This window comes from Agromyces sp. SYSU T00194, from assembly GCF_040496035.1.
Taxonomy (GTDB): domain Bacteria; phylum Actinomycetota; class Actinomycetes; order Actinomycetales; family Microbacteriaceae; genus Agromyces; species Agromyces chitinivorans.
In genome coordinates this window covers 1,960,064-1,984,134 of the sequence record NZ_JBEPJZ010000001.1, presented here as the reverse complement: position 1 = coordinate 1,984,134, position 24,071 = coordinate 1,960,064, and the positions used below count along the sequence as shown (strand labels likewise).

Below are 24,071 nucleotides of genomic sequence, written 5' to 3'. Positions count from 1 at the left end.
CCCGGATATCGCTCAGGCGGTGTCGCGCACGACCACCCGCGACGGCGGAGCCGACCACGCGGGCGGCTCGAGGTCGAGGAGTTGATGGGCGACCCGTCGGCCGTACGCCTCGGCATCGATGCGCACGGTGGTGAGCGCCGGTCGCCAGAGCGCGCCGTGCAGCCCCTCGTTGAAGCCGATGACGGCGAGGTCGTCGGGCGCCCGGAGGCCCCGATCGGCCATGCCGGCGAGCAGGCGCAGCGCTGTGTCGTCGTCGAGCGCGGCGACGGCCGTCACATCCGGGTACTCCTCCGCGAGCCGCCCCACCGCCGCCGCCGGTCCGCCCGCGGCCGACGGGAGCGTGAGCGGCACGGGCGCGGCCACGCGGAGGTGGCGGGCGGATGCCTCGAGCTGTGCTCGCCGCAGGTCGGCGAACATCGCCGACGTCGGGTCGTCGCCGACCGCGAAGGCGATGCGCCGGTGGCCCTGCGCGACGAGGTGGCGCAGCTGGGTCTCGCCGTGCGCGGCGAGCCCGCTGGACCAGCCGCCCTCCCAGGCGGGTGCCGCCGCGCCGGGGCGGTCACCGGGCCCGTCCGCGCCCGCCCGTGCGCCGTCGCCCCCGGGCGGTGCGACCGGGTACGCCGCGGCGAGGTCCAGCACGGCGCGCGGCGCGACGACCTCCAGCACGTCCGCCGGCACCGCCGACCTCGGACGCCCGTGGACGACGAGCAGGGTGTGCCCGAGCCGCGCGAGCTGGTGGTCGAGGCCCTCGATGAAGCTCTCCAGTCCATGCCCGCCGGGCACGGACCCGGTGCTCAACAGGACCGTGCGCGAGTGGCCCTCGCGGAGCGCGCGGGCGATGCGGTGCGGCACGTAGCCGAGGCGCTCGGCGTGGAACCGCACGCGCTCGCGGGTCTCCACGGGGATGGTCTGGCCGGGCGTCTCGTTGAGCACGAAGCTGACGGTGGCCGGCGAGACGCCGCTGGCCCGCGCCACGTCCTTCATGGTCGTGCGTACGGCGGGTGTGCGCGGCATGGCGCCGATCCTAGCTGTTACTAATTCGATTTAGCGCGTAGCGTGCCGCGTGTGGGTCGGCAGGCCCGTCGAGGATCCGTCGACGGGCGCGAGCCGGGCCCCGAACGCGAAGGAGCCACCATGAAGTCCGTCCACGTCACCGCGCCCGGCACCGCCGCCTGGGTCGACGTTCCGCAGCCCGAGGTCGGCCCGTCCGACGTACTGCTGCGCATCCGTGCCTGCGGCATCTGCGGCTCCGACGCGATGTACACCGACATCGGCGGCATCCCGCCCCGTCAGGGGGCGACCCCGCTCGGCCACGAGCCCGCGGCGGAGGTCGCCGAGGTCGGCGCCGACGTCATCGGCGTCGCCGTAGGCGACCATGTCGTCATCGACACCATGGCGTTCGCCGACGGCCTGCTCGGCTCGGGCGGCGCGCAGGGCGCGCTCACCGAGCTCGTCGTGGTGAGGGACTTCCAGCCGGGCCGGCAGCTGAGGGTCGTCCCCCCGGAGGTGCCCTGGCACGTGGCTGCCCTGAACGAACCCATGGCCGTCGCGCTCCACGCGGTGAACCGCACGCAGCCGAAGCCGGGCGACACGGTCGTCGTCTTCGGTGCCGGCCCTATCGGCCTCGGCGCCGTGCTGGGCTACCGCTCGAAGGGCGCCGCGCACATCGTCGTCGTCGACATCGTGCCGTCGCGCCTCGAGAAGGCGCTTGCGGTCGGCGCCGACGCCGTCGTGAACTCCGCCGAGGAGGACCTCGCGGCACGGCTCGTCGAGCTGCACGGCGACGGCGCGGGCGGCTTCGTGCGGGGCATCCGCTCGGGCACCGACATCTACCTCGACGCGGCGGGCGCGCCGTCCGTGCCCGCCACGGCCGCGGGCCTCGCCAAGCACGGTGCGACCCTCGGCGTCGTGGCGGTGCACAAGCAGCCGGTCGAGCTCGACTTCGGCAGCATCCTCACCACCGAGCTGAACCTCGTCTGGTCGATGGGCTACCCGACGGAGATCTTCGAGGTGACCGACGACATCGTCGCGAACTGGGAGAAGTACGCGCTCATCGTCAGTGACACCCTGCCGTTCGACCGCGCGCTCGACGCACTGCAGCTCGCGCGCACGCCGGGTGCCGCCGAGAAGGTCGTCGTCACCTTCGACTGAGCCGGTGCCGGCTCGTGGCCGCGACCGCGCCCCGCCAGGGCGCCCGTCAGCCGTCGCGGGTGCCGTACAGGGCGCGCTCGTCCTCGAGGGCCGTGCAGAACTCCTCCGGGAAGAACGTGCTCGTCGCCGGGTGGTAGAAGCTGCAGCGGTACTGCCAGCCGTCGAGGCCGGCGGCGATCTCGAGGCCCGAGACGCCGAAGTTGCAGGTCGTCGGATCCCAGCCGGCCAGGCAGGACTCCGACACCGGTTCGGTGAGCTGCTTCATCAGCGCGTTCGAGACGCTGTCGCCGACCAGCACCCGCTGCGCGAAGCCGTCGCCGGAGTACGGCGGGCAGTTCCACGGCACGGTGCAGACGACGCTGCGCAGGCTGTACTCGTAGCCGTCGTCCTGGTACATGCAGTGGTCGATGGCGCACGTGGCCACGGCCCATCCCGCGCAGTCCTGCAGGTCCTTGCACGGCTGCGGCAGCGTGGGCGTGATGGTCTGCCACACCCAGGTCGAGTACGCCCGCGCCGAGGCGTTCGCGGCGGCGGCCCATCCGGGGTCGCCCGGGCCGAACTGCGTCCAGGTGCCGTCGGCGTACAGCGTGCCGACGGTGCTGAGCAGGCCGTAGTCGGCCACGATCTGCGCCGTCGCCTGCTCGTTCGCGGTCTCGGCGGTGCCCCACCAGCCCTCGATGGCGCCCTCGAGCTCGAGGTAGGTGCCCTCGAACGACGCGGTGCCGTTCTGCCCGTCCGACGCAGCGAACGAGGCTGCCGAGTCGAGTGCGCCGAGTGCGACCATCACGCCGGGCTCGGAGAGGTTCGAGGCGGCGTCGACGAAGCCGGCGAGCATCACGAGCAGGTTGCCCGCGATCGAGGCCGTGTTCGACTCGGACGTCTCGTAGTCGAGGTGCTGTGCGGTGGTGTCGTCGCCCTTCAGCTCGGTGACCACGCCGATGAGCTCGGAGAGGTTCGCCGAGGCGGTCGCCACCTCGTGGGCCCAGGCGAGCTCCTGCGCGACCTGCGCCTGCACCTGCTGCCACGTGGTGCTCGAGACCCCTGCCGGCCGCGCGATGCCGTCCACCGCGGTCGCCCATGCGCCCAGCGTCGACGCGCCGCTGTCGTACCTGCTGCGGATGTCCTCGGTCGTCACGTCGAGCGCCTCGCTGATCGCCTGGTACGCCGTGAGCGCCTGGCCCGTGAAGGTCGGGAACGCGGCCGACGGCGAGGTCCAGCTGCCGGCCTTCGCGTCGAAGCGGTAGGTCTGGATGCCGTTCGGACCACGTCCGATGAGCTCGGCCCGGGAGGCGTTGGAGGAGCCCGGTTGGCCGCTCGCGGTGTACCCGTCGACGTCGACGACCTGGATCGTCTCGTAGTACGGCGCCGCGTCCCAGCCGAGGGCGTCGGTGAAGCCCGGACCGTCGACCAGCTGCTCGTTGGCCCAGGTCTTGCTCGATGCGGTGAAGCCCCACGCGACCATGGTCAGGTTGTCGCGCCCGATGACCTCGTCGCGCCCGTCGCCGTCGATGTCCGCGGCCTGGATCGTCGCGCGGCGCGGCGCTCCGGCCCATCCGTTGCCGTTGCTCATCGCGGTCAGCTCCGGCAGCTCGGTCCACGTGCCGCCGTTCTTCTTGCCGGTCGCGTCGGCGAACTCGAAGGCGTGCAGTCCGCTGGTGCCGCGGCCGATCGCCTCGACGTCGCCGTCGCCGTCGAGGTCGGCGGTCTGGATGGTCGAGTAGAACTCCTCCCGGTTCCAGTACTCGGAGTCCGGGAACGGGCCCGACGACGCCTCGGCGACCCAGTCGCCGTCCTCGAGGCCCCAGACCTCGAGGCCCTGGGTTCCGCGGCCGACGATCTCGGCTCGGCCGTCGCCGTCGAGGTCGGCCGCCTGGATCGTCTCGTAGTACTGCGGATGGTCCCACCCCTGTGCGTTGGAGAACCAGGCGAACGAGCTCATCGCCCAGCCGCCGCGGACGTAGTCGGCGATCACGATGCCCGATGCGGCGCGGCCGAAGAGCTCGTCGTGGCCGTCGCCGTCGAGGTCGGCCGCCTGGAGCGTCTCGTAGTACTCCGGCGCGTCCCAGCCCTGCGTCGTCGTGTACTCGGCGAGGTCCGGCAGCTCGTCCCAGGTCGCCGGGGTCGACGAGGTGTCGAGGCGCGCCGCCCGGATGCCCGCCCAGTTGCGCGTGTAGACCTCGTCCGCGCCGTCGCCGTCGAAGTCGGCGGTGCCGATGGTCTCGTAGTACTGCTTCTGGTCCCAGCCCGCCTCGTCGGTGAGCCCGAGCCCGCCCGCTGCGACGAGCGGCGTCCACTGGCCGGCGGTCACGTCGAAGTCCCACGCCTCGAGGCCGATGCCCGACCGACCGATCAGCTCGGCGTCGCCGTCGCCGTCGAGGTCGGCCGACTGGATCGTCTCGTAGTCCTCCGATGAGCCCCACTGGCCGTCGCCCCACGAGGGCAGCGCGAACGCGGGCTCCGTGTCGGGCGCCGCGACCGTGGGGGCAGCGGTCGCACCGAGGGCGTTCCCGCCGCCATTGCCGCCGGACGCCGCCTGTGCGGGCAGCGCCGTCCACGCGGCGAGCATCCCGCCGATGACGACGGTCGACAGGAGCGTGGCGCGGTGCATGGGTCCCCCTCTGGACGCCGGGGTCCGTTCCCGGCTGCACCATAGTGTGACCCACGAGCGCGATCGCCGACAAGTGTTGCCGACGGATTCGCCCCTGAGCGTGCGTCAACCGGCGGCGCCGAGCACGCTTCGCACCGCCCGCAGCGCGAGCTCCTCGTCGAACGGCCCGCCGCCCTCGTGCGGCCGGTGCGCGCCGACGCGCCGGCCCGCTACTCGCGCGAGCCGTACCGCTCGCGCACGGTCTCGAGGTTCGAGCAGAATTTCGCCGGGAGGAAGTGGTCGCCCGCATTGCTCCACGCGCTGCAGGAGTAGGGCCACCCGTCGAGCCCGACGATCACGTCGAGCGACGAGACACCGAAGTGACACTCCTCCGGCCTCCAACTCGACAGGCAGCCGTCGGAGACTGGGTCGACGAGCTGCTTCAGCAACGAGTTCTCGATCAGCTTGTGCCCGACCGTGACGTGCTGCGAGAAGGAGTCCTTGTCGTAGTTCGGGCAATTGGACGGCAGCTGGCAGGTCGAGACCCGCAGCGTGTAGTCGTAGCCGTCCTCGTGGTGGAGGCAGTAGTCAACCGTGCACTCGCCCACGATCCACCCGGCGCAGATCGCCAGGAACTCGCACGGCTGCGGCAGGGACGGCGTGACCGTCTGCCACACCCAGATGGAGTAGCCGCGCGCGTTCGCGTCCACGGCGGCCGCCCACCCGGGATCGCCCTTCCCGAACTGCGGCCAGGTGCCGTTGCCGTAGAGCTCACCGACGGTGCTCAGCAGCCCGTAGTCGGCCACGACGGCCGCCTTCGCCGCTTCGTTCGCGGTCTCCGCGGTGCCCCACCAGCCCTCGATCGCGCTCTTGAGCTCCAGGTAGGTCCCCTCGAACGAGGCCGACGCGTTCTGCCCCTCCGAGGCGCCGAACGAGGCCGCGGCGTCGAGCGAGCCGAGCGCGACCTGCAGTCCCGGTGCACCGAGGTTGGATGCGGCATCGGCGAAACCCGCTAGCAGCACGAGCAGGTTCGCGGCCAGCTGTGAGTCGTTCGACGTCGACGTGTCGTAGTCGAGGTACGAGGCAGTCGTGTCACTGCCCTTCAGCGCGGTCACCTCGGTGATGAGGTCCGTGCGGTTCGCGGTGGCCTCGGCCACGTTCTTCGCCCATTTCAGCTCCTGCACGACCTGGTCCTGCACCTGCTGCCACGTCGAGACCGGGATGCCGACCGGCGGTTCGAGCTTCGCGGCGTCGGTAGCCCAGTCGCCGAGCGCCCCCGCGTCGGTGTCGTAGACCGTGCGGATGTCGTCGGTGGTCACGTCGAGCGCGTGGCTGATGATCTCGTAGACCGTCTGCGCGGTGCCTGTCCAGGTCGGGAACGTCGCCGTCGGCGATGTCCAGCTGCCGGCCTTCGCGTCGAACCGGTAGGTCTGGATGCCGTTCGGCCCGCGCCCGATCAGATCGGCACGCGACGCGTTCGCCGAGCCCGGCTGACCGTTGAGGGTCACCCCGTCCACGTCGACCACCTGGATCGTGTCGTAGTGCCGTGCGTGGTTCCAGCCGAGGGCGTTCGTGAACCCAGGGCCGGCGACTTGCTGCTCGTTCGACCAGGTGTAGCTGCTCGGCGAGAGCCCGTAGACCGCCATGGTGGTGCTCGTGCGCCCGATCACCTCGTCGCGGCCGTCGCCGTCGACGTCGGCACCCTGGATAGTGAGGTAGTTGGACGCATCGCCCCAGCCGAAGTTGTCGTTGAAGTCGAACGCCGTCGGCAGCGTGATCCACGCGCCGCTGCCCGCCGCGCCGTCCTGGTCGCCGAACGCGTACACGTGCAGTCCGCCGGCGTCACGTCCGATCAACTCGGCCTGCCGGTCGCCGTCGAGGTCGGCCGTCTGGATCGTGCGGTAGTACTTCGCGTCGTCCCAGTGGTCGGCGTTCGTGAACGGTCCGGACGACGACAGGTGCACCCACGCCCCGCCTTCGAACCCGTACACGGTCATGCCGTCATGGCCGCGCCCGAGGATCTCGGCGCGACCGTCGCCGTCGAGGTCCGCCGCCTGGATGGTGGAGTAGTACTCGGCGGCGCCCCATCCGCCGGAGTCGGTGAAGTGCCCCAGCGAGCTGATGTGCCAGCTCCCGCCCGCGAAGTCCGCGATCACGACCGCGCCGGCACCACGTCCGAAGATCTCGTCATCGCCGTCGCCGTCGAGGTCGGCCGCCTGGATCGTGGTGTAGTACTGCGGCAGGTCCCACCCCTGCGGGGTCGTGAACTCGTCGAGCAGGGGGAGGTCCTGCCACGAGGCATCCGTGAGCGAGCCCGCCGGCAGCAGCCGCACGGCCTGCACTCCCGCATACGTGCGCGTGTAGATCTCGTCGACGCCGTCGCCGTCGACATCGGCCGTGCCGATCGTCTCGTAGTACTGCTTCTGATCCCAGCCCTCGGAATCCGACCAGTCGAGCGAGTTCGAGGTCACGATCGGCGTCCACTGGCCGGCCGCCTGGTCGAAGTTCCACGCCTCGACGCCCCGCACCGAGCGGCCGATGAGCTCGCCGTCGCCATCGCCGTCGAGGTCGCCCGACTGGATCGTCTCGTAGTTCTCCGACGACCCCCACAGCCCGTCGCCCCACGACGGCAGCGCGAACACCGGCTCGGTGTCGGGCGCGGCGACCGCCGGCGCCGGATCCTTGCCGAGGGCGTTGCCGTTGCCACCGGAGCCCGCGTTGCCGTTGCCGTTGCCACCGGAGCCGGCGTTGCCGTTGCCACCGGAGCCCGCATTGCCGTTGCCGTTGCCGTTGCCGCCCGGCGCCGCCTGCGCCGGCGCGACGGCGATGGTCGCGAGCAGGCCGGCGATGAAGATGGCCGAAGCCGTCGTTCGGTACATCGGTTCCCCCCGAGTACGCCGGCGTCCGCGCCGGCGATGAGGCATAGTGTGGCCCACCCGAACACTTGTCGACAAGTGTTGTCAACGAAGTGAATGACGAATCCTCGAGCGGTGGAACGCGCCGTCAGCCGTCGAGGAGGCCGCGCATCCAGCCCGGCCCAGCGGTGGAGGCGCCCGGCGCGAGCCGCTCGCGGAGGCCGCGATCGGCGGTCACCACGAGCACTGCGGCACCGGATGCCTCGAGCTCGCGCGCGACCTCGACGATCGCGCCGTCCCCGTCGGCCGGGGCCCGGACGACCTCGATTCCGGCGACGTCGGCGACGGCCTTCGCCTGCCCCTCGACGACGGCGACGATGCGCGCGATGCGCCGCGGCTGCGGGCCGGGCGTGCTGCCGGAGGCATCCGTCGCCGGCACCTCGACGACGCTCCCGACGAGCGCCGGCATGCTCGCGAGCAGCCGCGCCGCGGCCCCCGCCCGGTCGCGCCACCACCCGTCGGGACGCGCGCCCATCACGTTGGCGACGTCGACCACGACCACGAGTCCCTGCGCGTCCCCGGCTCCCACGCCCCCATCCTCTCGCGCCCGCCGCGCCCCGCCGCACCCCGCCGCACCCCGCTGTGAGCGGGCGCGCTACCAGGGAGCGCCGGCGAGGAGGGCGATGTCGACCGCCCGGGACGCGGGGCCGTGCCACGGGTCGCCATGGCCCGGGAGGAGCAGGTGCGACTCCGAGGCCCGCAGGGCGACCAGGCACGCCCGCGCCTGCAGCAGGTCGTGGTGGTAGACCGACGGCAGCAGCTGCGGAACGGCCGAGTGCAGGGTGCGGTGCCCGGTCACCAGGGCGTCGCCGGTCGCCAGCACGCCCTCCTCCACGAAGTCGTACGCAGCATGGCCCGTGGTGTGGCCCGCCACGTGGATCACCCGGGGCCGCCCCGGCACCTCGATGCGTCCGTCCTCCGCCTCGGACAGCGCGGTTCCGGCAGGCACCCCCAGCGTCGCCCGGCCCTCCAGCAGCGGCAGGATCGCCCCGGCCCACGGCAGCACCCCCGACCGCCACGCGTGCGGCAGGAGGCGCGCGGGCGACACCTGCTCGAGCACGTCGCGATGCAGGTTCGGCAGCTCGCCCCGTGCGGCGTGCACCGGCGTGCCGTGCTCCGCTGCGAGCCAGGCCGCGCCGCCGAGGTGGTCGGCGTGCGCGTGCGTCAGCAGCACCGCGTCGACGTCGGCCGGGCCGCATCCGACCGCCGCCAGCGAGGCCAGCAGCTGCTCCCGCTGGCCGAGGTAGCCCGAGTCGATGAGCGTCACGCCGTCGGGCCCCGCGTGGATCAGCCAGTTCACGTGCTCCGTGATCGCGGCGAAGAGGTGCCGGCCCACCCGCTCGACGCGCAGCGCGGCCCCTCGCTCGGCGCGTCGCGCGGCCCCTCGCTCGGCGCGCCGCGCGGCCCCGCGGCCGGCCCTCCCCCGCTCCTGCGCCGGCGCGCCCGCGGCCGCCTCCCCCGCGGGCGTGCGCACCGCGTCGGCGTCCCCCGCCTGCTCGTGCGCAGCACCCGTCCCCGGTCTCGTTCCCTCAGTCACCCGCACGACGCTAGCCGCGGGCGCAGGCCCGGAAGCCCGGCCTCAGGGCTTCCCTCGGAGATCCCCACGAAGCCGGGCGCGACCCTCAGGCGGCGGTCGTCACGGGTGCCTCGGCGGCCGCCGCCGCACGGGCACGCGCGGCCACGACGATCGCCATCGCGAGCAGCACCGCACCCCAGGCCAGACCGAGCAGGATGAAGTGCAGCACCGTGTTCGCGGAGTACATCGAGGCGATGCCGAACTCGACGACGAGGGCGATCGCGGGCACCCAGGTGACGGCCGATCGCACCGGCCGCACGAGGAACGTGCCGACCGCGACGACCGCCACCCCGCCGAGCGTGAGCGCGATGCTCGCGAGCACGAGCGGCAGGGGGTCGGATGCGGGCGAGGCGATCGTCACCGCCGCGGCGACGATGCGCACCGCGAAGCCGACCGACGCGATCGCCGCGCCGACGACGACCGTGCGCCCCGGCGCCACGACCATGGCCCAGCCGGCGAGCGCCGCGATCCAGCCGAGGTTCACGACGATCCAGACCAGCTCGCCGCCGGTGCCGGCGATCGCCGGCCACGGGAACGCGATGGCGAGCACCCCGTAGGCCAGCTGGGCGACGGCGCCGACGACGGCGACCGCCGCGACGCCCCTGGGCAGTGCTGTGGACATGATGGTTCCTCTCCTCGATGCCGACCGCTCGGCGTGCTGTTCCCGGTGCTGATGCCGACGCTAGGCTCGGCCTCGCACCCGTGGCATCCGCGAGAACACGCAAAGACGAGCATGCGTACCGAGTCCGAACCGCCCGACGCGACCGACGCCCCCGCGCCGACGTCCGCACCTTCCGGCGAGCGCGCCCGCGCGGAGCAGCTGCTCGCACGTGCACGGGCGGAATCGCGCACCGGTTCGGCCGCACGCGCGTGGGACGCCGCCGTCGGTGCCGCCGCGATCGGCCGCGCACTCGGCGACGCCGACGTCGTCGCCCGTGCCGCCACCGCCGTGCAGGGGCAGCTCATCGCGTCGCGCGAGGCGACCGCCGCCCAGCAGGCGCTCTGCCTGGAGGCGCTCGCCATGCTCGGCCCGGAGCCGTCCGACCGGCGCACGCTCGTGGCGGACCAGCTGTCGGCGATCTCGACCGCCTGGTCGGAGGAGGTCGCGCCGCCCGAGGCACGCATCGATGCGGATGCCGCGGAGCGCCGCTTCCTCGCCCTCCAGGCCGAGCACGCGCGGGCGCTCGGCCCGCACGGCATCGCCGATCGACTCGGCACCGCCGCCCGGCTGGTGGAGCTCGGCCACGCGGCGGCCGACGACGAGATCCTCGCCTGGGGGTGGCTGTGGCGCGCCGACGCGCTGCTGCAGCTCGGACTGCGCGTCGAGGTCGCCGAGGCCGTCGCGGCGCTGACGGCGGTCGTGCACCGCAGCGACGCACCGGCGTGGCGGTGGCGCCTCGAGCTGGTCGCCGCGAACACCGCGCTCTGGGAGGACCGCCTCGCAGCGGCATCCGTGCTCGCCGATCGGGCGCGCGAGCTGGGCGAGGCCGCGGGCGCGGCCGATGCGGGTGCCATCCAGCTGTTCTTCCGCAGCTCGCTGGCGCTGCGCACCGGCGAGGAGCTCGCCGCGGTGGAGCGGGACGTGGCGGCCAGCCTCGTCGGTGCACCGCAGCCCATGCAGGCCTGGCGCGGCGAGCTGCTCGCCGAGCTCGGCCGACGCGACGAGGCGGTCGCGATCTGGCGCACGATCGCGCCGCGGCTCGACGCCCTGCCGCCGACGGCGGTGGAGTGGCTCATCGCCTGCCAGGCGTTCTCGCGCCTCGCCATCCTCGCCGACGACCGGGCATCGGCCGCACAGCTGCGCGACACGCTGGCCCCGTTCGGCCACCTGCACGTGGTGGCCGGCGTCACCACGCCCTACGGCGGACCGGTCGCCCTCGTGCTCGGGCGGCTCGAGGCGTTCCTCGGGGACGCGGGCGCGGCGGGCGAGTGGTTCGCGCAGGCCGAGCGGAGGGCCGCGGAGCTGGGCGCCGTGCGGTACGCGCGGGCCGCGGCCGACGAGGCGGCACGGATCTCGTCGCGCACCTCGCCCCTGTCACCCCGCGAGCGCGAGGTCGCGGCGCTCGTCGCCGAGGGCGCGAGCAACCGCGCGATCGCCGCGGACCTGTTCCTCTCCGAGCGCACGGTCGAGCAGCACCTCCGCTCGATCCTGCGCAAGCTCGGCGCGCCGAACCGTGCCGCGGTCGCCGCCTGGGTGGCTCGCACCGGCGGCTGAGACGCGGCGCCGACCGTCAGGCGCCGGATGCCTCGCGCAGCGCCAGCACCTCGCCGCCGGTCTGGCACGTGGGGCTGTACTGGGCGGTCGTGCTCGCGAAGGTGAAGTCGCGGATCTCGTCGCCGCAGCGCGGGCACGCCTCCCCGGCGCGACCGTGCACGCGCATCGCGGCCACCTTGGCTGCCTTCAGGTCGGCGATCGGGACGCCGCGCCGTGCGGCGATCGCGTCGCGCACCACCCGCACGGTCGCGGCGAACAGGCGGTCGCGCGCATCGTCGTCGAGCGCGTTGGCGTGCACGACCGGCGAGACACGGGCCGCGAACAGGATCTCGTCGGAGTACGCGTTGCCGATGCCCGCGATCGACTCCTGCTCCTGCAGTACGGCCTTCACCTGCTTGCGCCGGCCGCCGAACGCGCGCTCGAAGTCGGCCCGCGAGTACCTCGGGTCGGCGGGGTCGGGCCCGAGCTTCGCCACCGCCGGCACGTCGGCCGGGTCGTCGACCACCCAGCAGCCGAGCGACACCCACCCGCCGGCGTCGGTGAGCTCGAGCATCGCGCCGTCGTCGAATGCGAGTACGGCGAGTGCGGGCGGGGGCGGTTCGGCGGATGCCTCCGGCGGGCGTGCCGCATCGGCGTCGCGTGCAGCCGGGGCATCCGTCGCATCGCCGGCATCCGTCACCTCGCTGGCATCCGTCACCTCGGTGGCATCCGTCACCTCGGTGGCATCCGCCGGCACCGAGGCGCCCGCGGCCGCCCATCTCGCCCAACCGTGCCGGCCGAGCGAGACGACCAGGTGGGCACCGCTCGCGAACGCGAGGTCGAGCAGCTTGCCGTGGCGGGCGACGCCGGCGACCTGCGCGCCGACGAGCGCCGACAGTGGCCGCGCCCGCGTCTTCTGCACGCGGAATTCGAGCACGTCGGCGTCGACCAGCGTGCGCCCGGCCAGCCGCGCGCCGAGTTCCTCGGCGAGCGCCTGCACCTCCGGCGACTCCGGCATGCGGCCAGCCTCGCACACGCCGCCGACGCCCGCACCCGCTCCGTCGCCCCCTCACCTGACCGCCCGCACCCGCTCCGTCGCCCCCTCACCTGACCGCCCGGCCGCCCGGATCGCCCCGTTCGCCGCGTGTTCCGTCCCCCGACCGGCCCGACCTCCTGCTGGTGCGAATACTGTGGAATACGAGGGCCGTGGCCACGACCTGCGCACCCGCGCGGGCGGGGGCCGACGTGCCCGACCGCACACCACAGGGAGGACCCCGTGACGGATGCCTCGGCGCCGCAGCGCCACGACTGGGACGTCATCGTCATAGGCGGCGGGGCCGCCGGCCTCAGCGCCGCGCTCATGCTCGGGCGCTCGCGCCGCCGCGTGCTCGTGGTCGACGCCGGCGCGCCGCGCAACGGGCCGGCCGGACACATGCACGGCGTGCTCGGACGCGACCACACCTCCCCCGCCGACCTGCTCGCCGCCGGCCGCGCGGAACTCACCCGCTACGACGTGACGATCGAGTCGGGCGCCGTCGCCTCCGCCGCGCAGCTCGACGACGAGGTGCCCGGCTTCGAGGTCGTGCTCGACTCCGGCGAGCGCTACACCGCGCGGCGCCTCCTCGTCGCGACCGGGCTCGTCGACGAACTGCCCGACGTGCCGGGCCTCGCCGAGCAGTGGGGGCGCGGCGTCGTCATGTGCCCGTACTGCGACGGGTGGGAGGTGCGCGACGAGCGCGTCGCGGTGCTCGCGGGCGCGCGCGTCGACACGCACCAGGCGCAGCTCATGCGCCAGGTCGCGGCCGACGTCACCCTGTACGCCAACGGCGCGGCGGTGCTCGATCGCGTGCGCGCGGAGCTCGACGCGTGCGACATCGCGCTCGACGAGCGCGAGATCGAGCGGGTCGTCGCCGATGCGGAGGGTCGGCTCGCCGGCATCCGCTTCGCCGATGGTTCCGAGCGGGCCGTCGACGTGCTGTTCGTGGCCCCGAAGGCGGTGCCGAACGATGGCGTGCTGCGCGGGCTGTTCGCCCGCACCATGCGCGAGTCCGGCGTGAACTGGGCACTGCTCGACGACGCCGGCCAGACCAGCGTGCGCGGGCTGTACGCCGCCGGCAACGTCGTCTCGGCGAAGTCGTCGGTGCCGTGGGCGATGTCGTCGGGCTCGCTCGCAGGCACGGCGATCAACGCCGACCTCGTCGCCGAGGACGTGCGCCGCGCGGTCGCGTCCGCCGCGGGCTGACCCGACCGGGCTCCGGCGCGTACGTCCGGGGGTGGTGTCGCCTTTCAGGAGCCCCGGCGCGACCGGGAGCAGGAACATGCGCGGGGTGGCCGTCTGCGCACTGGCGTTGCGCGATCAGGGTGCCTCACGCCGATCTGTGCAGGCAGCCGATCCGGCCTCCTGAAAAGCGACCCCACCCCCAGGGGCGGCGCCCTCAGATCTCGGTGTGGCCGAGCTCGGGGTGGGCGACGAAGCGAGCGGATGTCTCCGCCAACGCCTCGAACTCCAGCACCACGAGTTCGTTCGCGCCGGCGCGCGTCACCGGACCGGGCACCACGAGGGTCCGCTGCGGACCGCGCCGCCAGTAGCGGCCGAGCAGGAAGCCGTTGACCCAGACGACGCCCTTGCCCCAGTCGGCGGTGTCGAGGTAGAGGTCTGCGGGCGCGTCGAGCGCGAACTCGGCCGTCGCGAACCGCGGGCCGCCACCGGGCGCGGGAGCACCCGGGCCCGTCACCCGCTCACGTGGCCCGTCCGGCACGGCGTCGGCCTCGAGCGCACCCGGCCCACCCGAGCGGTCGGTCGGCACGAGCCCCGGCACGCGCCCCAGGTCGAGCGGCCGCACGGTCCAGCCACGCACCGGCTCGCCGTCGACGGTCACCCCGCCGATCAGCCCCTTGTGCTCGCCGATCCGCGTGCCGTAGTTCACCCTGCCCTGGTCCTCGACCACGAGGACGAGCTCGCCCGACGCACGTGGCAGGGCGATCGCCCGCTCGTGCGCGTCGCGCGCGAGCACGCCCACGGGCTCGCCGTCGAGCAGCACCCACGCCCGGTCGCGCACCTCCTCGCCGACCACGAGCGTGCCCGGCCCCGAGCCGTCGATGCGGGCGGCGAACACCGCGAACCCGCGGTCGTGCCCGAGGTCGTCGAACGTCGGCAGGTCGTCGTGGGCGGATGCCTCGCCCAGCCGGTCGGCCAGGTCGAGCAGGCGCGGGCCCGGCCGGAGCGGCACGGCGAGCTCGGGGGCATCCGGTCGCCTCTCGGGCACCTCGGCGGGCACCTCGGCGTAGCGGGCGATCACCTCGCGGAACGCGAAGTACTTCTCGGTCGGGTACCCGGTCTCGTCGAGCGGCGCGTCGTAGTCGTAGCTGGTCGCGATGGGCGCATAGCGGCCCTTGTCGTTGGCGCCGTTGGTGAGTCCGAAGTTCGTGCCGCCGTGGAACATGTAGACGTTGACCGACCCGCCCGCGGCGAGCAGCGTGTCGAGTTCGGCGGCCGACTCGGCGGCATCCGTCGTGTGGTGGTGCGAGCCCCAGTCGTCGAACCAGCCGCACCAGAACTCCATGCACATGAGGGGTCCCGTGGGCTGGAACTCGCGCAGGGTCGCGAGCCGCTCCGTGGTGCGAGACCCGAACGAGCCGGTCAGGTGCAGGCCGGGCAGGCTGCCGTCGGCGAGCATCTGCGGGGTCGGCTGGTCGATGGTGTTGAGGGGCACGGTGATGCCGGCCGCGCGGGTCGTCTCGACGAGCGCCCGCAGGTAGGCCTTGTCGGAGCCGTACGCGCCGTACTCGTTCTCGATCTGCACGAGGATCACGGGGCCGCCCTCGTCGACCTGGCGCGGCGCGACGATCTCGTAGACGCGGCGCAGGTAGGCCGTGACGGCGTCGAGGTAGCGGGGCTCGCTGCGACGCACGCCCACCTCGGGGTCGCGGAACAGCCACGCGGGCAGCCCGCCGTTGTCGAACTCGGCGCAGATGTAGGGGCCGGGGCGCACGATCGCATGCATGCCCTCGGCGGCCACGAGGTCGAGGAAGCGCCCGAGGTCGAGCCCGTCGCCGGCCGCCCACTCGCCGCGACGCGGCTCGTGCAGGTTCCACGGCACGTAGGTCTCGATGGTGTTGAGCCCCATCAGTCGCGCCTTGCGGATGCGGTCGGCCCAGAGCTCGGGGTGCACGCGGAAGTAGTGCAGGGCGCCCGAGAGGATGCGGAACGGATGCCCGTCGAGCTCGAAGTCGGTGGGGCCGATGACGAAGCGGCTCATGATGCTCCAGTGATGATGCGGGATGGGCCGGCCGGATGCCCCGGCCGGCCCATCCCCGAACGGTGTGCTGCTACTCGCCGACCGTGAAGCCCTGCGAGTTGCCGTACTCGACGAGCTGCGACTGCCAGGAGGCGAGTCCGTCCTCGAGCGGCGCCTGGTTCAGGTAGGACTGGCCGACCGTGTCACCGAAGATGCTGTTCGCGTAGACCTGGAACGGCAGGTACTGCCATCCGGTCGAGACGTCCTTCGATGCCTGCGTGAGCACCTCGTTGATCTGCTGGCCGCCGAAGTAGTCCGACTCGAGCGCCAGGAACTCCGGGTCCTCCAGGTCGGCCGTGGTCGACGGGAAGCCGCCCGACTCGAGGAAGATCGCGATCGACTCCGGGTCGCTGTTCAGCCAGCGCAGGAACGCCGCGGCGAGGGCCGGGTTCTCGCTCTGCGCGGTGACCGACTGGCCGCCGCCGCCGTTCTCGGCCGACACCGGGGTGCCGTCGTAGGTCGGCATGGGGGCCACGCGCCAGTCGCCCGCCGCGTCGGCGACGCTCGACTCGAGCACGCCGGGCATCCAGGCGCCGGTCACGAGGGTCGCGATCGAGCCGTCGGCGAGGCCCTGGTACCACTCGTCGGTCCAGCCGGGGGTGTCGGAGAGCAGGCCCTCCTCGACGAGCTGGTCCCAGACGCCGGTCCACTGCTGGGTGCCCTCGTCGGCGAGGTCGATGGTGACGTCGGTGCCCGAGACGTCGAACGGGCGGCCGCCGGCCTGCCAGATCATGCTGGTGGTGAAGCCCGCGTCACCGGTGTCGGACGTGATGAACTTCGACGGGTCGGCCTCGTTCAGGGCGCGCGCGGCGTCGACGTACTCGTCCCACGTGGTCGGCACCTCGATGCCGTACTCGTCGAACACGGACGCGTTGTAGAACAGCGCCATGGGGCCCGAGTCCTGCGGGAGGCCGACGAGCGCGCCGTCGACGTTCACGGCGCCCCAGGTGGACGCGCTGTACTGGTCCTCGAGCGAGTCGAGGCCGTACTGCGACAGGTCGAGCAGCGAGTCGGTCAGCGCGAACTGCGGAATGGCGTAGTACTCGATCTGCACGACGTCGGGCGCGCCGGAGCCCGCCTTGATCGCGTTCTGGAGCTTCGTGTACTCCTCGGTGTTCGTGCCCGCGTTGACGAGCTCGACGTCGACGTTCGGGTACGCCTCCTCGAACGCGGCGACCTGCGCCTCCGCGCTGGGGGTCCAGCTCCAGTAGGTGAGGCTGCCGCCCGCCTCGAGCGCGGCGTCGAGGTCGTCGGCGCTGCCCGATGCGGAGGTGCTGTCGCCCCCGGTGGAGCAGGCGGCGAGCGCGCCGACCGCGAGCATCGCCGTGGCGGCGACGGTGATCCGGCGCCCGAGAGCGCTGCGGAAGATGGCCATGTGAGTTCCCTTCACTTCGTTGTGCCGTGTTGTTGCGGTGTGGTGCCGGGGCAGGACGCTCCGGCCGGGCGGTGGGTGTGCGCGTCGGTGCAGTGCCGCCCGGTCACTGCTTGACGCTCCCGGCGCTGAGCCCCGACTGCCAGAACCGCTGGAGTCCGAGGAACGCGACGACGATGGGGATGATCGTGAGGAGGGAGCCCGTGATCACCAGGTGGTAGATGGGCTGCGCGCTGACGCCGGTCGCCTGCGCGTTCCACTGGTTGAGGCCCACGGTGAGCGGGTACCAGGTGGGGTCGCTCAGCATGATGAGGGGCAGGAAGTAGTTGTTCCAGGTCGCGACGACCGTGAACAGCAGCACCGTCACGATGCCGGGGGCCAGCAGCCGGATCGAGATCGTGAAGAAGGTGCGGAACTCGCCTGCCCCGTCCATGCGCGCGGCCTCGAGCAGCTCCTTCGGCACCGAGTCGACCGCGTACACCCAGATCAGGTACAGCCCGAAGGGGCTGATCAGCGACGGGATGATGATCGCCCACGGGGTGTTGGTGAGCCCCAGCTGGCTGAACATGAGGAACGTCGGCACGGCGAGCGCGGTGCCGGGCACCGCGATCGCCCCGAGCACGACCGCGAAGATCGCGGCCCGGCCCCTGAAGCGGAACTTCGCCAGGCCGTAGCCGGCGAGCGTCGCGAGCAGCGTCGCGCCGCCGGCGCCGACGACGACGTACAGCAGCGTGTTGCCGAACCAGCGGAGGAAGATGCCGTCGTCGTAGGTCAGCGTCTCCCAGATGTTCGAGAACAGGGCGAAGTCGCCGCCGAACCAGAGGCCGAAGGTCGAGAACAGGTCGGCCTGCGTCTTGGTCGCGTTGATGACGAGCCAGACGAGCGGCACGAGGCTGTAGAGGGCGAACACGACCATGAGCAGCGTGAACGCGATCGACTTGCGGGGCCGCAGCGGCGAGATCTCGCGGCGGCGTGCATCGCGAGCGGAGGCGGGGCGCCCGGTCCCGGGGCGCTTGGCGGTCGCGATGGTCATCGGTCCTCCTTCCGCGAGCCGCGGAGTTGCACGACGTAGGCGATCACCGCGGTGATGACGCCCATGACGATGGCGACGGTGGCCGAGTAGTTGTACTGCTGGCCCGCGAACGAGAGGTTGTAGGCGTACATGTTGGGGGTGAAGTAGGTCGTGATCACGTTCGGGGCGAGCGTGCGCAGGATGTTCGGCTCGTTGAAGAGCTGGAAGCTGCCGATGATGGAGAAGATCGTGGCGATGACGATCGCGCCGCGCAGCGCGGGCAGCTTGATCGCGCGGACGATGCGGAACTGGCCGGCACCGTCGATCGCGGCCGCCTCGTAGAGGTCGGTCGGGATCACCCGCAGCGCGGAGTAGAAGATCAGCATGTTGTAGCCGACGAACTCCCAGGTGACGATGTTGCCGATCGACACGAGGATCCACGATCCCGCGAACGGCGTGACCACGTCGCCGCCGAGCGCGTCGTTGACGTTGGCGACGAGCCCGAACTTGTCGCCGAAGATGAAGCCCCACATGAGCACGGCCACGACGGCCGGAACCGCGTACGGCAGGAAGACGACGATGCGGAAGAAGTTCGACGCGTGCAGCCGTGCGCTGTCGATCGCGAGCGCGGCGACGAGCGCGAGGCCGAGCATGATCGGCACCTGCACGAGCAGGAACAGCACGACCCGGCCGAAGCCCTCCCAGAACTGCTCGTCCTGCAGCAGCTGCGCGTAGTTGTCGAGCCCGACGAACGCGTTGCCGCCGACGATCTGCTCCCGGAACAGGCTGAGGAAGAGCGAGTAGACAACCGGTGCGATGAACACCAGCAGGAAGACGACCAGGAAGGGGGCGGTGAAGGCCAGGCCCTTCCACTCGCTGCGGTTGCCGCGTCTCGGTCGTCGAGCGGATGCCCCGGGCGTGCGTTCGGCCGGCGGCGGTGTCGTCGTGCGCTCCGACGTCATTGTCATCCGTGATTCCCATCTCGCTGATGTTTACGTCAACATCGCGTGGTCGCACTGTAGCATGTTTACGTCAACATCGTGAACACTACGATGTGAGGACGGGCCGGAGGAGGCGACGATGACTGCACCGATCCCGGCGGCGACTCGCCGCCGCGGTGTCTCGATGGCCGACGTCGCCCGCGAGGCGAACGTCTCCGGCCAGACCGTCTCCCGTGTCGCGAACGGCCGCGAGAACGTCGACCCCGAGACGCGCACCCGCGTGCTCGCGGCGATGCAGCGGCTCGGCTATCGGCCGAACAGCGCGGCCCGCGCCCTCCGCTCCGGCCGCTTCCACAGCATCGGCGTGATCATGTTCACGCTCTCCAGCTTCGGCAACATGCGCACGCTCGACGCGGTCGCGAGCGCCGCTGCCGCGGCCGGCTACTCGATCACGCTCATCCCCGTGCCCCACCGCACGGGCGGTGAGATCTCGGAGGCGGTCGATCGCCTGAGCGAGGAGGCCGTCGACGGCGTCATCATGGTCGTCGAGGCGCACCTGCTCGACGAGCGGGAGATCGAGTTGCCCCCGGGGCTCCCGGTCGTGGTCGTCGACTCGAACGCGCAGGACCGCTTCCCCGTGGTCGACACCGACCAGGCGCACGGCGCGCGACTCGCGACCCGCCACCTGCTCGACCTCGGCCATCGCACCGTGCACCACATCGCGGGGCCGGCATCGTCGTTCTCGGCCGTGCACCGCCGCGAGGCGTGGGAGCAGGTGCTGCGGGAGGCGGGCGCTCCCGTGCCGCCCGTGCACGTCGGCGACTGGACCAGCGAGTCGGGGCACGAGATCGGTCGCGCACTCGCATCCGACCCCGACGTGACCGCCGTGTTCGCCGGGAACGACCAGATGGCGCTCGGCGTGCTGCGCGCGATGCACGAGGCCGGCCGGGACGTGCCCGGCGAGGTCAGCGTCGTCGGCTTCGACGACATGGAGGAGGCGCGCAGCTTCTGGCCGCCGCTCACCACCGTGCGCCAGTTCTTCGGCGAGGTCGGCCGCCGGTCGGTCGAGGCGCTCATCCGCGAGGTCGAGGAGGGCGAGCTGCACGACGTGGAGCTCGTGCCCACCGAGCTCGTCGTGCGCGGGAGCACGGCACCGCCGCCGGCCTGACCCCGCGCGCGCCTGCCCGCGCCGTCCCGCGCCTCCGAGACCCGTCGAGAACCTGCGCTTCCGGGGCTCAGAACGCACCCTTTCGACGGGTCTCGGCCGGAGACCGCGGGACGGCGCGGGCAGACCGCGGGTGACGCGGAGGGGCGGCCGCCGCGACTGCGACGACCGCCCGGTCCTGCGCGCTTCGCGACTAGGGCTGTCGCGACAGTGCCGCGACGATGCGCTCCGCGTCGCTCGTCGCCGTGGTCGCGTCGACTCCAGGCGCCGAGAGCGTGACCTCGACGGCGAGCAGCTTGCCCGCGTCGTTGGTGACCGGCGTGTAGCTCGGCCCGGTCGCACCGTCGATCGGCTCGCCGTTGCGCAGCCAGCGGTACGCGACCTCGCCCTCGGCGGGGTCGAGCGTCGCCGACACCTCGACCGGGTCGCCCACGCGCGGGCGCTCGGCGAGAGCGAGGCCGTCGATCACCGCGGTGCGCGAGATCGCGACCTCGGTGACGGTCGTGCTCGACCCGTCGGCGGACGTCACGCGGATCCGCGCGGTCCAGCCGTTCGAGGCATCCGCCTGCTCGACCTTCACCGTCGCGTCCTCATCGACCGGCACCGCTTGCACGACCGGCAGCCGGCCGCCGGTGAGCGACACCGCGTACTCGGTGACGTCGGGCGCGAACCCGTCGAGGTCGACCCCGTCGAGGCGCAGTGCCGCGAGCGTGCTCACGGCTGCGGGCGACGCCACCGATTCGTACAGCTGCACCTCGGAGACGATGAGGTGCGTCGCCGGGTACGCGTCCATCACGACGCGGATGCCGGTGGCGGCCGTCGCCGGGAACTCGGCGACCACGGTCGGGGCACCGCTCGCGGGCGACTCGACCGGCTGCGCGGTCTCCCACCCGGGCACCGGGTTCCAGGTGCCGTCGGGGCCGCGCAGCTCGAACCGCATGGTCTGCGCCCAGCTCGTCGTGCCGTCCCGATAGAACTGCACCGACACCTGTTCGACGTCGCGCGCGGCGAACTCGTAGGTGAGGGTGCTCGTCGCCTCCTTCGTTCCCGAGCGCCAGTTCGACCAGCCCTTGTCTCCCAGCACGCCGTTGCGCGTGCGGTCGACCGGGTACCCCGGCTCGGCGTAGCTCGCCGAGGCGGTCACGCCCGCGTCGGGCGCGAAGTTGCGCAGCGTGCCCTCGGTGACGAGCACCGTGAGCAGGGCGTCGAGCTCGTCGCCGTCGGCGGTCGCCGTGCCGGGCACGGACACCTGGCCGACCTGCACGAGATCGGATGCCTCGACGCCCGACCAGTCCCACTCGACCGGCACGTCGAAGGCGTTCTCCGATGCGCCGACCCGAGCGGGCACGGTGGTGGGCGCCGCCGCGCGTACGCTGTCGACGCTCGCGCCGACGGCGACCGTGATCGACCGCGGATCGCTGGCGGTCAGCCCACCGACGTCGACGAGTGCGGTCACCTCGAACGCCTGCCCGAACAGGTCGGTCGCGGTGCCCGGCACCTCGACGCGGCCGCGCTCGGCCCACGCCGACTCGTCCGGCAGCGTCCACTCGACCGGCACGGCCGCGCCCGTTCCCCACGCGTAGGCGGGCAGCACGGTGGCGGGCAGGTCGGGCTCGACGCCGACGAGCGTGCGCGCCGCGACGGTCATGCCGTCGACGAGCGCGAGGTCGCGCGGCTGCCAGGCCTGGTTCGCTCCGCCGTTCGATCCGTAGACCCCGACCGTGGCGTTCTCGGCCGTCGACTGGCCGCCGACGTCGAGCGCCTGCGCGAGCGCCTCGTTCACGAGCGAGAACGCTTGCCCGTCGGTCGTGTTCACGATCCAGCGGGTCTCGGCCGAGCCGGAGGCATCCGCCGCACTGATGTCCCGCAGGTCGGTGCCGGCGCTCGTCGCGCCCAGCACGCGGCCATCGGATGTCTCGAGCACCACGCGTCTGGTCGCCGAGCGCTCGCCCGGGTCGACCTCGTGGACGGTCCACGACTGGGCGGCCGCGGCATCCGCGTCGCTCGCGAGGGTGGTGATGGTCGTCGCAGCCGAGCCGTCGGACGCGGTGAGCGCCTTGCCGCTCTGGGCGCCGACGAGCTGCACGTCGTGGCCGTCGCGCAGGCCCGGGGCATCCGTCGACACCCCCGAGACGCCGTCGACGACGAGGCTCGTGACCGACCTGCCGGGCACGGTGACCGTCGCGGTGCGGGCCTCTCGGTCGATCGCGACGGCGGACTGCTCCACGAGGGCGTTGCCGGTCGGGTCGTCGGCCGAATCGGCGGCGGTCGTCACGAAGGGCGTCACGGATGCGCCGTCGGCGATGTCGCCGAAGCCCGACAGGTCGATCGTGACCTGCTGGGCGCCGGAGGCCGTGTTGCGGTGCACGATGGTCGCGCCGGTGCCGTCCGCGTCGATCGCGGCGGTGCTGGTGGTGTCGTCGGTCGGGATGATGCGGTCGCCCTCGTGGATGAACTTGGTGAAGTTGCGGATGGTGTTGAACTTCGAGTTCACCTCGACGCCGCACTCCGGCGCCGCGGTGGAGTCGCCGCCCGCGTCGGCGACGCGCCGCGCGGACTTCCAGACGGTGGTGCCACCCTCGTCGTACGGCTGGCAGTCGAGGTCGATGAACACGGAGCCCCAGTTGAGGTTCTCGCCCTGCGGCTGCATGTTGTAGAGGTCCTCCACCGGCTGCCAGAGCACCCAGGCGTTCGGCTCCAACTCTCGCAGGTCGTCCATGATGCGGCCGGCGATGCCGAGGCCGTTCTCCATGTTGAGCGGGTCGTAGCCGTTGACCCAGCTTCCCTCGATCTCGCTCATCCAGAGGTCGGTGTCGGCCTGCTTGGCCAGGTCGCGCACGACGAGCCGGCCAGACGTGCCGTAGGTGTGCACGTTCATGCGGTCGAGGCTGTCGCGGGTGGCCCCCGGATACGCGGCCCAGTTCGTGGCGAAGGTGCCGGGGTTCGTCTCGTCCATGGCTGCGATGCCGACGTCGGTGCCCGCGTCGGGGTCGGCGAGCGCCGCGGCGAGCGCGTCGATCAGCTGCGCCTGCCTGGCCGGGCCGACGTGCATGCCCTCCTGGCGGCCGCCGACGGGCACGCCGCCCGAGATCGTCGTGCCCCAGTAGTTCGTGTTCGGCTCGTTGAGCGGATCGATCGTGTCGACGTCGATGCCGTACTCCTGCTCGAGGTGCGCGGTGACGTTCACGAGGTAGGTCGCGAAGTCGTCGATCGCGGCGGGCTTCAGCTGTTCGGCGCTCGAGTTGAAGCCACCCGACACGTAGCCGCTCTCGGTCATGAAGTAGGGGGCCGAGTTCGCGAACGTCTCCCAGTGGCTGATCTGGTCGTCGGCCGTGAGGCGCTCGATCCACCAGCGCTGGGTCGCGTCGGCGCTCCAGTCGTACTGCGCGGGGTCGTCTGCGTCGTACGCGGCGAGCACCTGGTCGCGCTCGCCGTAGGTGGTCGCGGCGCCGTCGTACACGCCGGCTCCGCCGTCGGGGTCGGGTGCCCACCAGCCGTCGACCGCGCCGCCCGGGCGCAGGTAGTCGACCACGTCGGAGGCGTTGCCGCCGCCGATGTTGTACCGGGCGATGTTCAGGTCGAGGCCGTCCTCGCCGAACACGGCCTGGTACAGGTCCTCGCGGAGCTCCTCCGGGTAGTCGCCCGTGGCGTTGGCGAACCAGACGAGGCTGGTGCCCCAGCCCTCGAACGACTCGCCCGCGTACCACGGGTTGGGTGTGATCGTGAGGCCGTCGGCGGCATGGGCCGGCTCGGCTTCGATGGCGGGGGCGACGGTGAGCGCCCCTGCTGCGATGGCGGCGCTCGCTGCGATCGCAGCGGCCCGCCGTCTTCCGTACGACATCGACATCGACGCCGTCCCC

The 24,071-nt window shown here is 72.7% G+C and carries 16 protein-coding genes; 4 read left to right on the top strand and 12 right to left on the bottom strand.

Annotated features, from left to right (window positions below; translation table 11 throughout):
• Window positions 1-12: 12 nt before the first annotated feature.
• Window positions 13-1,014: a LacI family DNA-binding transcriptional regulator gene (locus ABZK10_RS09110; RefSeq protein ID WP_353808872.1), complete on the bottom strand. Its 1,002-nt coding sequence runs from the start codon at window positions 1,012-1,014 to the stop codon at window positions 13-15.
• 120 nt (window positions 1,015-1,134) lie between these two features.
• Here ABZK10_RS09110 and ABZK10_RS09105 point away from each other — a divergent pair, with 120 nt between their 5' ends.
• Complete coding sequence (locus ABZK10_RS09105) at window positions 1,135-2,151, top strand: zinc-dependent alcohol dehydrogenase (protein WP_353808871.1); 1,017 nt, start codon at window positions 1,135-1,137, stop codon at window positions 2,149-2,151.
• Between the two features lie 46 nt (window positions 2,152-2,197).
• Here the strand turns inward: ABZK10_RS09105 and ABZK10_RS09100 are convergent, their stop codons facing one another.
• The 5 genes from ABZK10_RS09100 to ABZK10_RS09080 form a co-directional block, all read right to left on the bottom strand.
• A complete protein-coding gene (locus tag ABZK10_RS09100) occupies window positions 2,198-4,759 on the bottom strand; it encodes an FG-GAP repeat domain-containing protein (RefSeq protein ID WP_353808870.1) in 2,562 nt (853 codons plus the stop codon).
• 209 nt (window positions 4,760-4,968) lie between these two features.
• A complete protein-coding gene (locus tag ABZK10_RS09095; protein ID WP_353808869.1) occupies window positions 4,969-7,617 on the bottom strand; it encodes an FG-GAP repeat domain-containing protein in 2,649 nt (882 codons plus the stop codon).
• Between the two features lie 124 nt (window positions 7,618-7,741).
• A complete protein-coding gene (locus ABZK10_RS09090; protein WP_353808868.1) occupies window positions 7,742-8,182 on the bottom strand; it encodes a hypothetical protein in 441 nt (146 codons plus the stop codon).
• A 66-nt stretch (window positions 8,183-8,248) separates the two neighbouring features.
• Entirely contained in the window at window positions 8,249-9,190 is a 942-nt protein-coding gene (locus ABZK10_RS09085; protein ID WP_353808867.1) for an MBL fold metallo-hydrolase, read from the bottom strand.
• A gap of 85 nt (window positions 9,191-9,275) precedes the next feature.
• Window positions 9,276-9,851, bottom strand: a complete 576-nt coding sequence (locus tag ABZK10_RS09080) for a hypothetical protein (protein ID WP_353808866.1) — start codon at window positions 9,849-9,851, stop codon at window positions 9,276-9,278.
• 111 nt (window positions 9,852-9,962) lie between these two features.
• On the opposite strand from ABZK10_RS09080, the gene ABZK10_RS09075 reads away from it, so the two are divergent.
• Window positions 9,963-11,444, top strand: coding sequence for a LuxR C-terminal-related transcriptional regulator (locus tag ABZK10_RS09075; protein WP_353808865.1), 1,482 nt, complete (start codon window positions 9,963-9,965; stop codon window positions 11,442-11,444).
• Window positions 11,445-11,460: 16 nt separating this feature from the next.
• Here the strand turns inward: ABZK10_RS09075 and ABZK10_RS09070 are convergent, their stop codons facing one another.
• Complete coding sequence (locus ABZK10_RS09070; protein ID WP_353808864.1) at window positions 11,461-12,441, bottom strand: DNA-formamidopyrimidine glycosylase family protein; 981 nt, start codon at window positions 12,439-12,441, stop codon at window positions 11,461-11,463.
• Window positions 12,442-12,699: 258 nt separating this feature from the next.
• Between ABZK10_RS09070 and ABZK10_RS09065 the strand changes: the two genes are divergently transcribed.
• Entirely contained in the window at window positions 12,700-13,665 is a 966-nt protein-coding gene (locus ABZK10_RS09065) for an NAD(P)/FAD-dependent oxidoreductase (protein WP_353808863.1), read from the top strand.
• A gap of 193 nt (window positions 13,666-13,858) precedes the next feature.
• Here the strand turns inward: ABZK10_RS09065 and ABZK10_RS09060 are convergent, their stop codons facing one another.
• The 4 genes from ABZK10_RS09060 to ABZK10_RS09045 form a co-directional block, all read right to left on the bottom strand.
• A complete protein-coding gene (locus ABZK10_RS09060; RefSeq protein WP_353808862.1) occupies window positions 13,859-15,682 on the bottom strand; it encodes a glycoside hydrolase family 35 protein in 1,824 nt (607 codons plus the stop codon).
• 70 nt (window positions 15,683-15,752) lie between these two features.
• Entirely contained in the window at window positions 15,753-17,096 is a 1,344-nt protein-coding gene (locus ABZK10_RS09055) for an ABC transporter substrate-binding protein (protein ID WP_353808861.1), read from the bottom strand.
• A gap of 103 nt (window positions 17,097-17,199) precedes the next feature.
• On the bottom strand, window positions 17,200-18,126 hold the full coding sequence (locus ABZK10_RS09050; protein WP_436408504.1) for a carbohydrate ABC transporter permease: 927 nt from the start codon (window positions 18,124-18,126) through the stop codon (window positions 17,200-17,202).
• Entirely contained in the window at window positions 18,123-19,073 is a 951-nt protein-coding gene (locus ABZK10_RS09045; RefSeq protein ID WP_436408503.1) for a carbohydrate ABC transporter permease, read from the bottom strand. Before ABZK10_RS09045 ends, ABZK10_RS09050 begins: the two co-directional genes overlap by 4 nt.
• Before the next feature lie 112 nt (window positions 19,074-19,185).
• Between ABZK10_RS09045 and ABZK10_RS09040 the strand changes: the two genes are divergently transcribed.
• Window positions 19,186-20,214, top strand: a complete 1,029-nt coding sequence (locus ABZK10_RS09040; RefSeq protein WP_353808860.1) for a LacI family DNA-binding transcriptional regulator — start codon at window positions 19,186-19,188, stop codon at window positions 20,212-20,214.
• Between the two features lie 190 nt (window positions 20,215-20,404).
• Here ABZK10_RS09040 and ABZK10_RS09035 read toward each other — a convergent pair whose 3' ends face one another.
• Window positions 20,405-24,052: a glycoside hydrolase gene (locus ABZK10_RS09035; protein ID WP_353808859.1), complete on the bottom strand. Its 3,648-nt coding sequence runs from the start codon at window positions 24,050-24,052 to the stop codon at window positions 20,405-20,407.
• Window positions 24,053-24,071: the final 19 nt, after the last annotated feature.

Coding starts and splice junctions, on each gene's coding strand:
- ABZK10_RS09110 (WP_353808872.1), bottom strand. CDS start 1,014: ATGCCGCGCACACCCGCCGTACGCACGACCATGAAGGACGTGGCGCGG.
- ABZK10_RS09105 (WP_353808871.1), top strand. CDS start 1,135: ATGAAGTCCGTCCACGTCACCGCGCCCGGCACCGCCGCCTGGGTCGAC.
- ABZK10_RS09100 (WP_353808870.1), bottom strand. CDS start 4,759: ATGCACCGCGCCACGCTCCTGTCGACCGTCGTCATCGGCGGGATGCTC.
- ABZK10_RS09095 (WP_353808869.1), bottom strand. CDS start 7,617: ATGTACCGAACGACGGCTTCGGCCATCTTCATCGCCGGCCTGCTCGCG.
- ABZK10_RS09080 (WP_353808866.1), bottom strand. CDS start 9,851: ATGTCCACAGCACTGCCCAGGGGCGTCGCGGCGGTCGCCGTCGTCGGC.
- ABZK10_RS09075 (WP_353808865.1), top strand. CDS start 9,963: ATGCGTACCGAGTCCGAACCGCCCGACGCGACCGACGCCCCCGCGCCG.
- ABZK10_RS09070 (WP_353808864.1), bottom strand. CDS start 12,441: ATGCCGGAGTCGCCGGAGGTGCAGGCGCTCGCCGAGGAACTCGGCGCG.
- ABZK10_RS09060 (WP_353808862.1), bottom strand. CDS start 15,682: ATGAGCCGCTTCGTCATCGGCCCCACCGACTTCGAGCTCGACGGGCAT.
- ABZK10_RS09055 (WP_353808861.1), bottom strand. CDS start 17,096: ATGGCCATCTTCCGCAGCGCTCTCGGGCGCCGGATCACCGTCGCCGCC.
- ABZK10_RS09050 (WP_436408504.1), bottom strand. CDS start 18,126: ATGACCATCGCGACCGCCAAGCGCCCCGGGACCGGGCGCCCCGCCTCC.
- ABZK10_RS09045 (WP_436408503.1), bottom strand. CDS start 19,073: ATGACAATGACGTCGGAGCGCACGACGACACCGCCGCCGGCCGAACGC.
- ABZK10_RS09040 (WP_353808860.1), top strand. CDS start 19,186: ATGACTGCACCGATCCCGGCGGCGACTCGCCGCCGCGGTGTCTCGATG.
- ABZK10_RS09035 (WP_353808859.1), bottom strand. CDS start 24,052: ATGTCGTACGGAAGACGGCGGGCCGCTGCGATCGCAGCGAGCGCCGCC.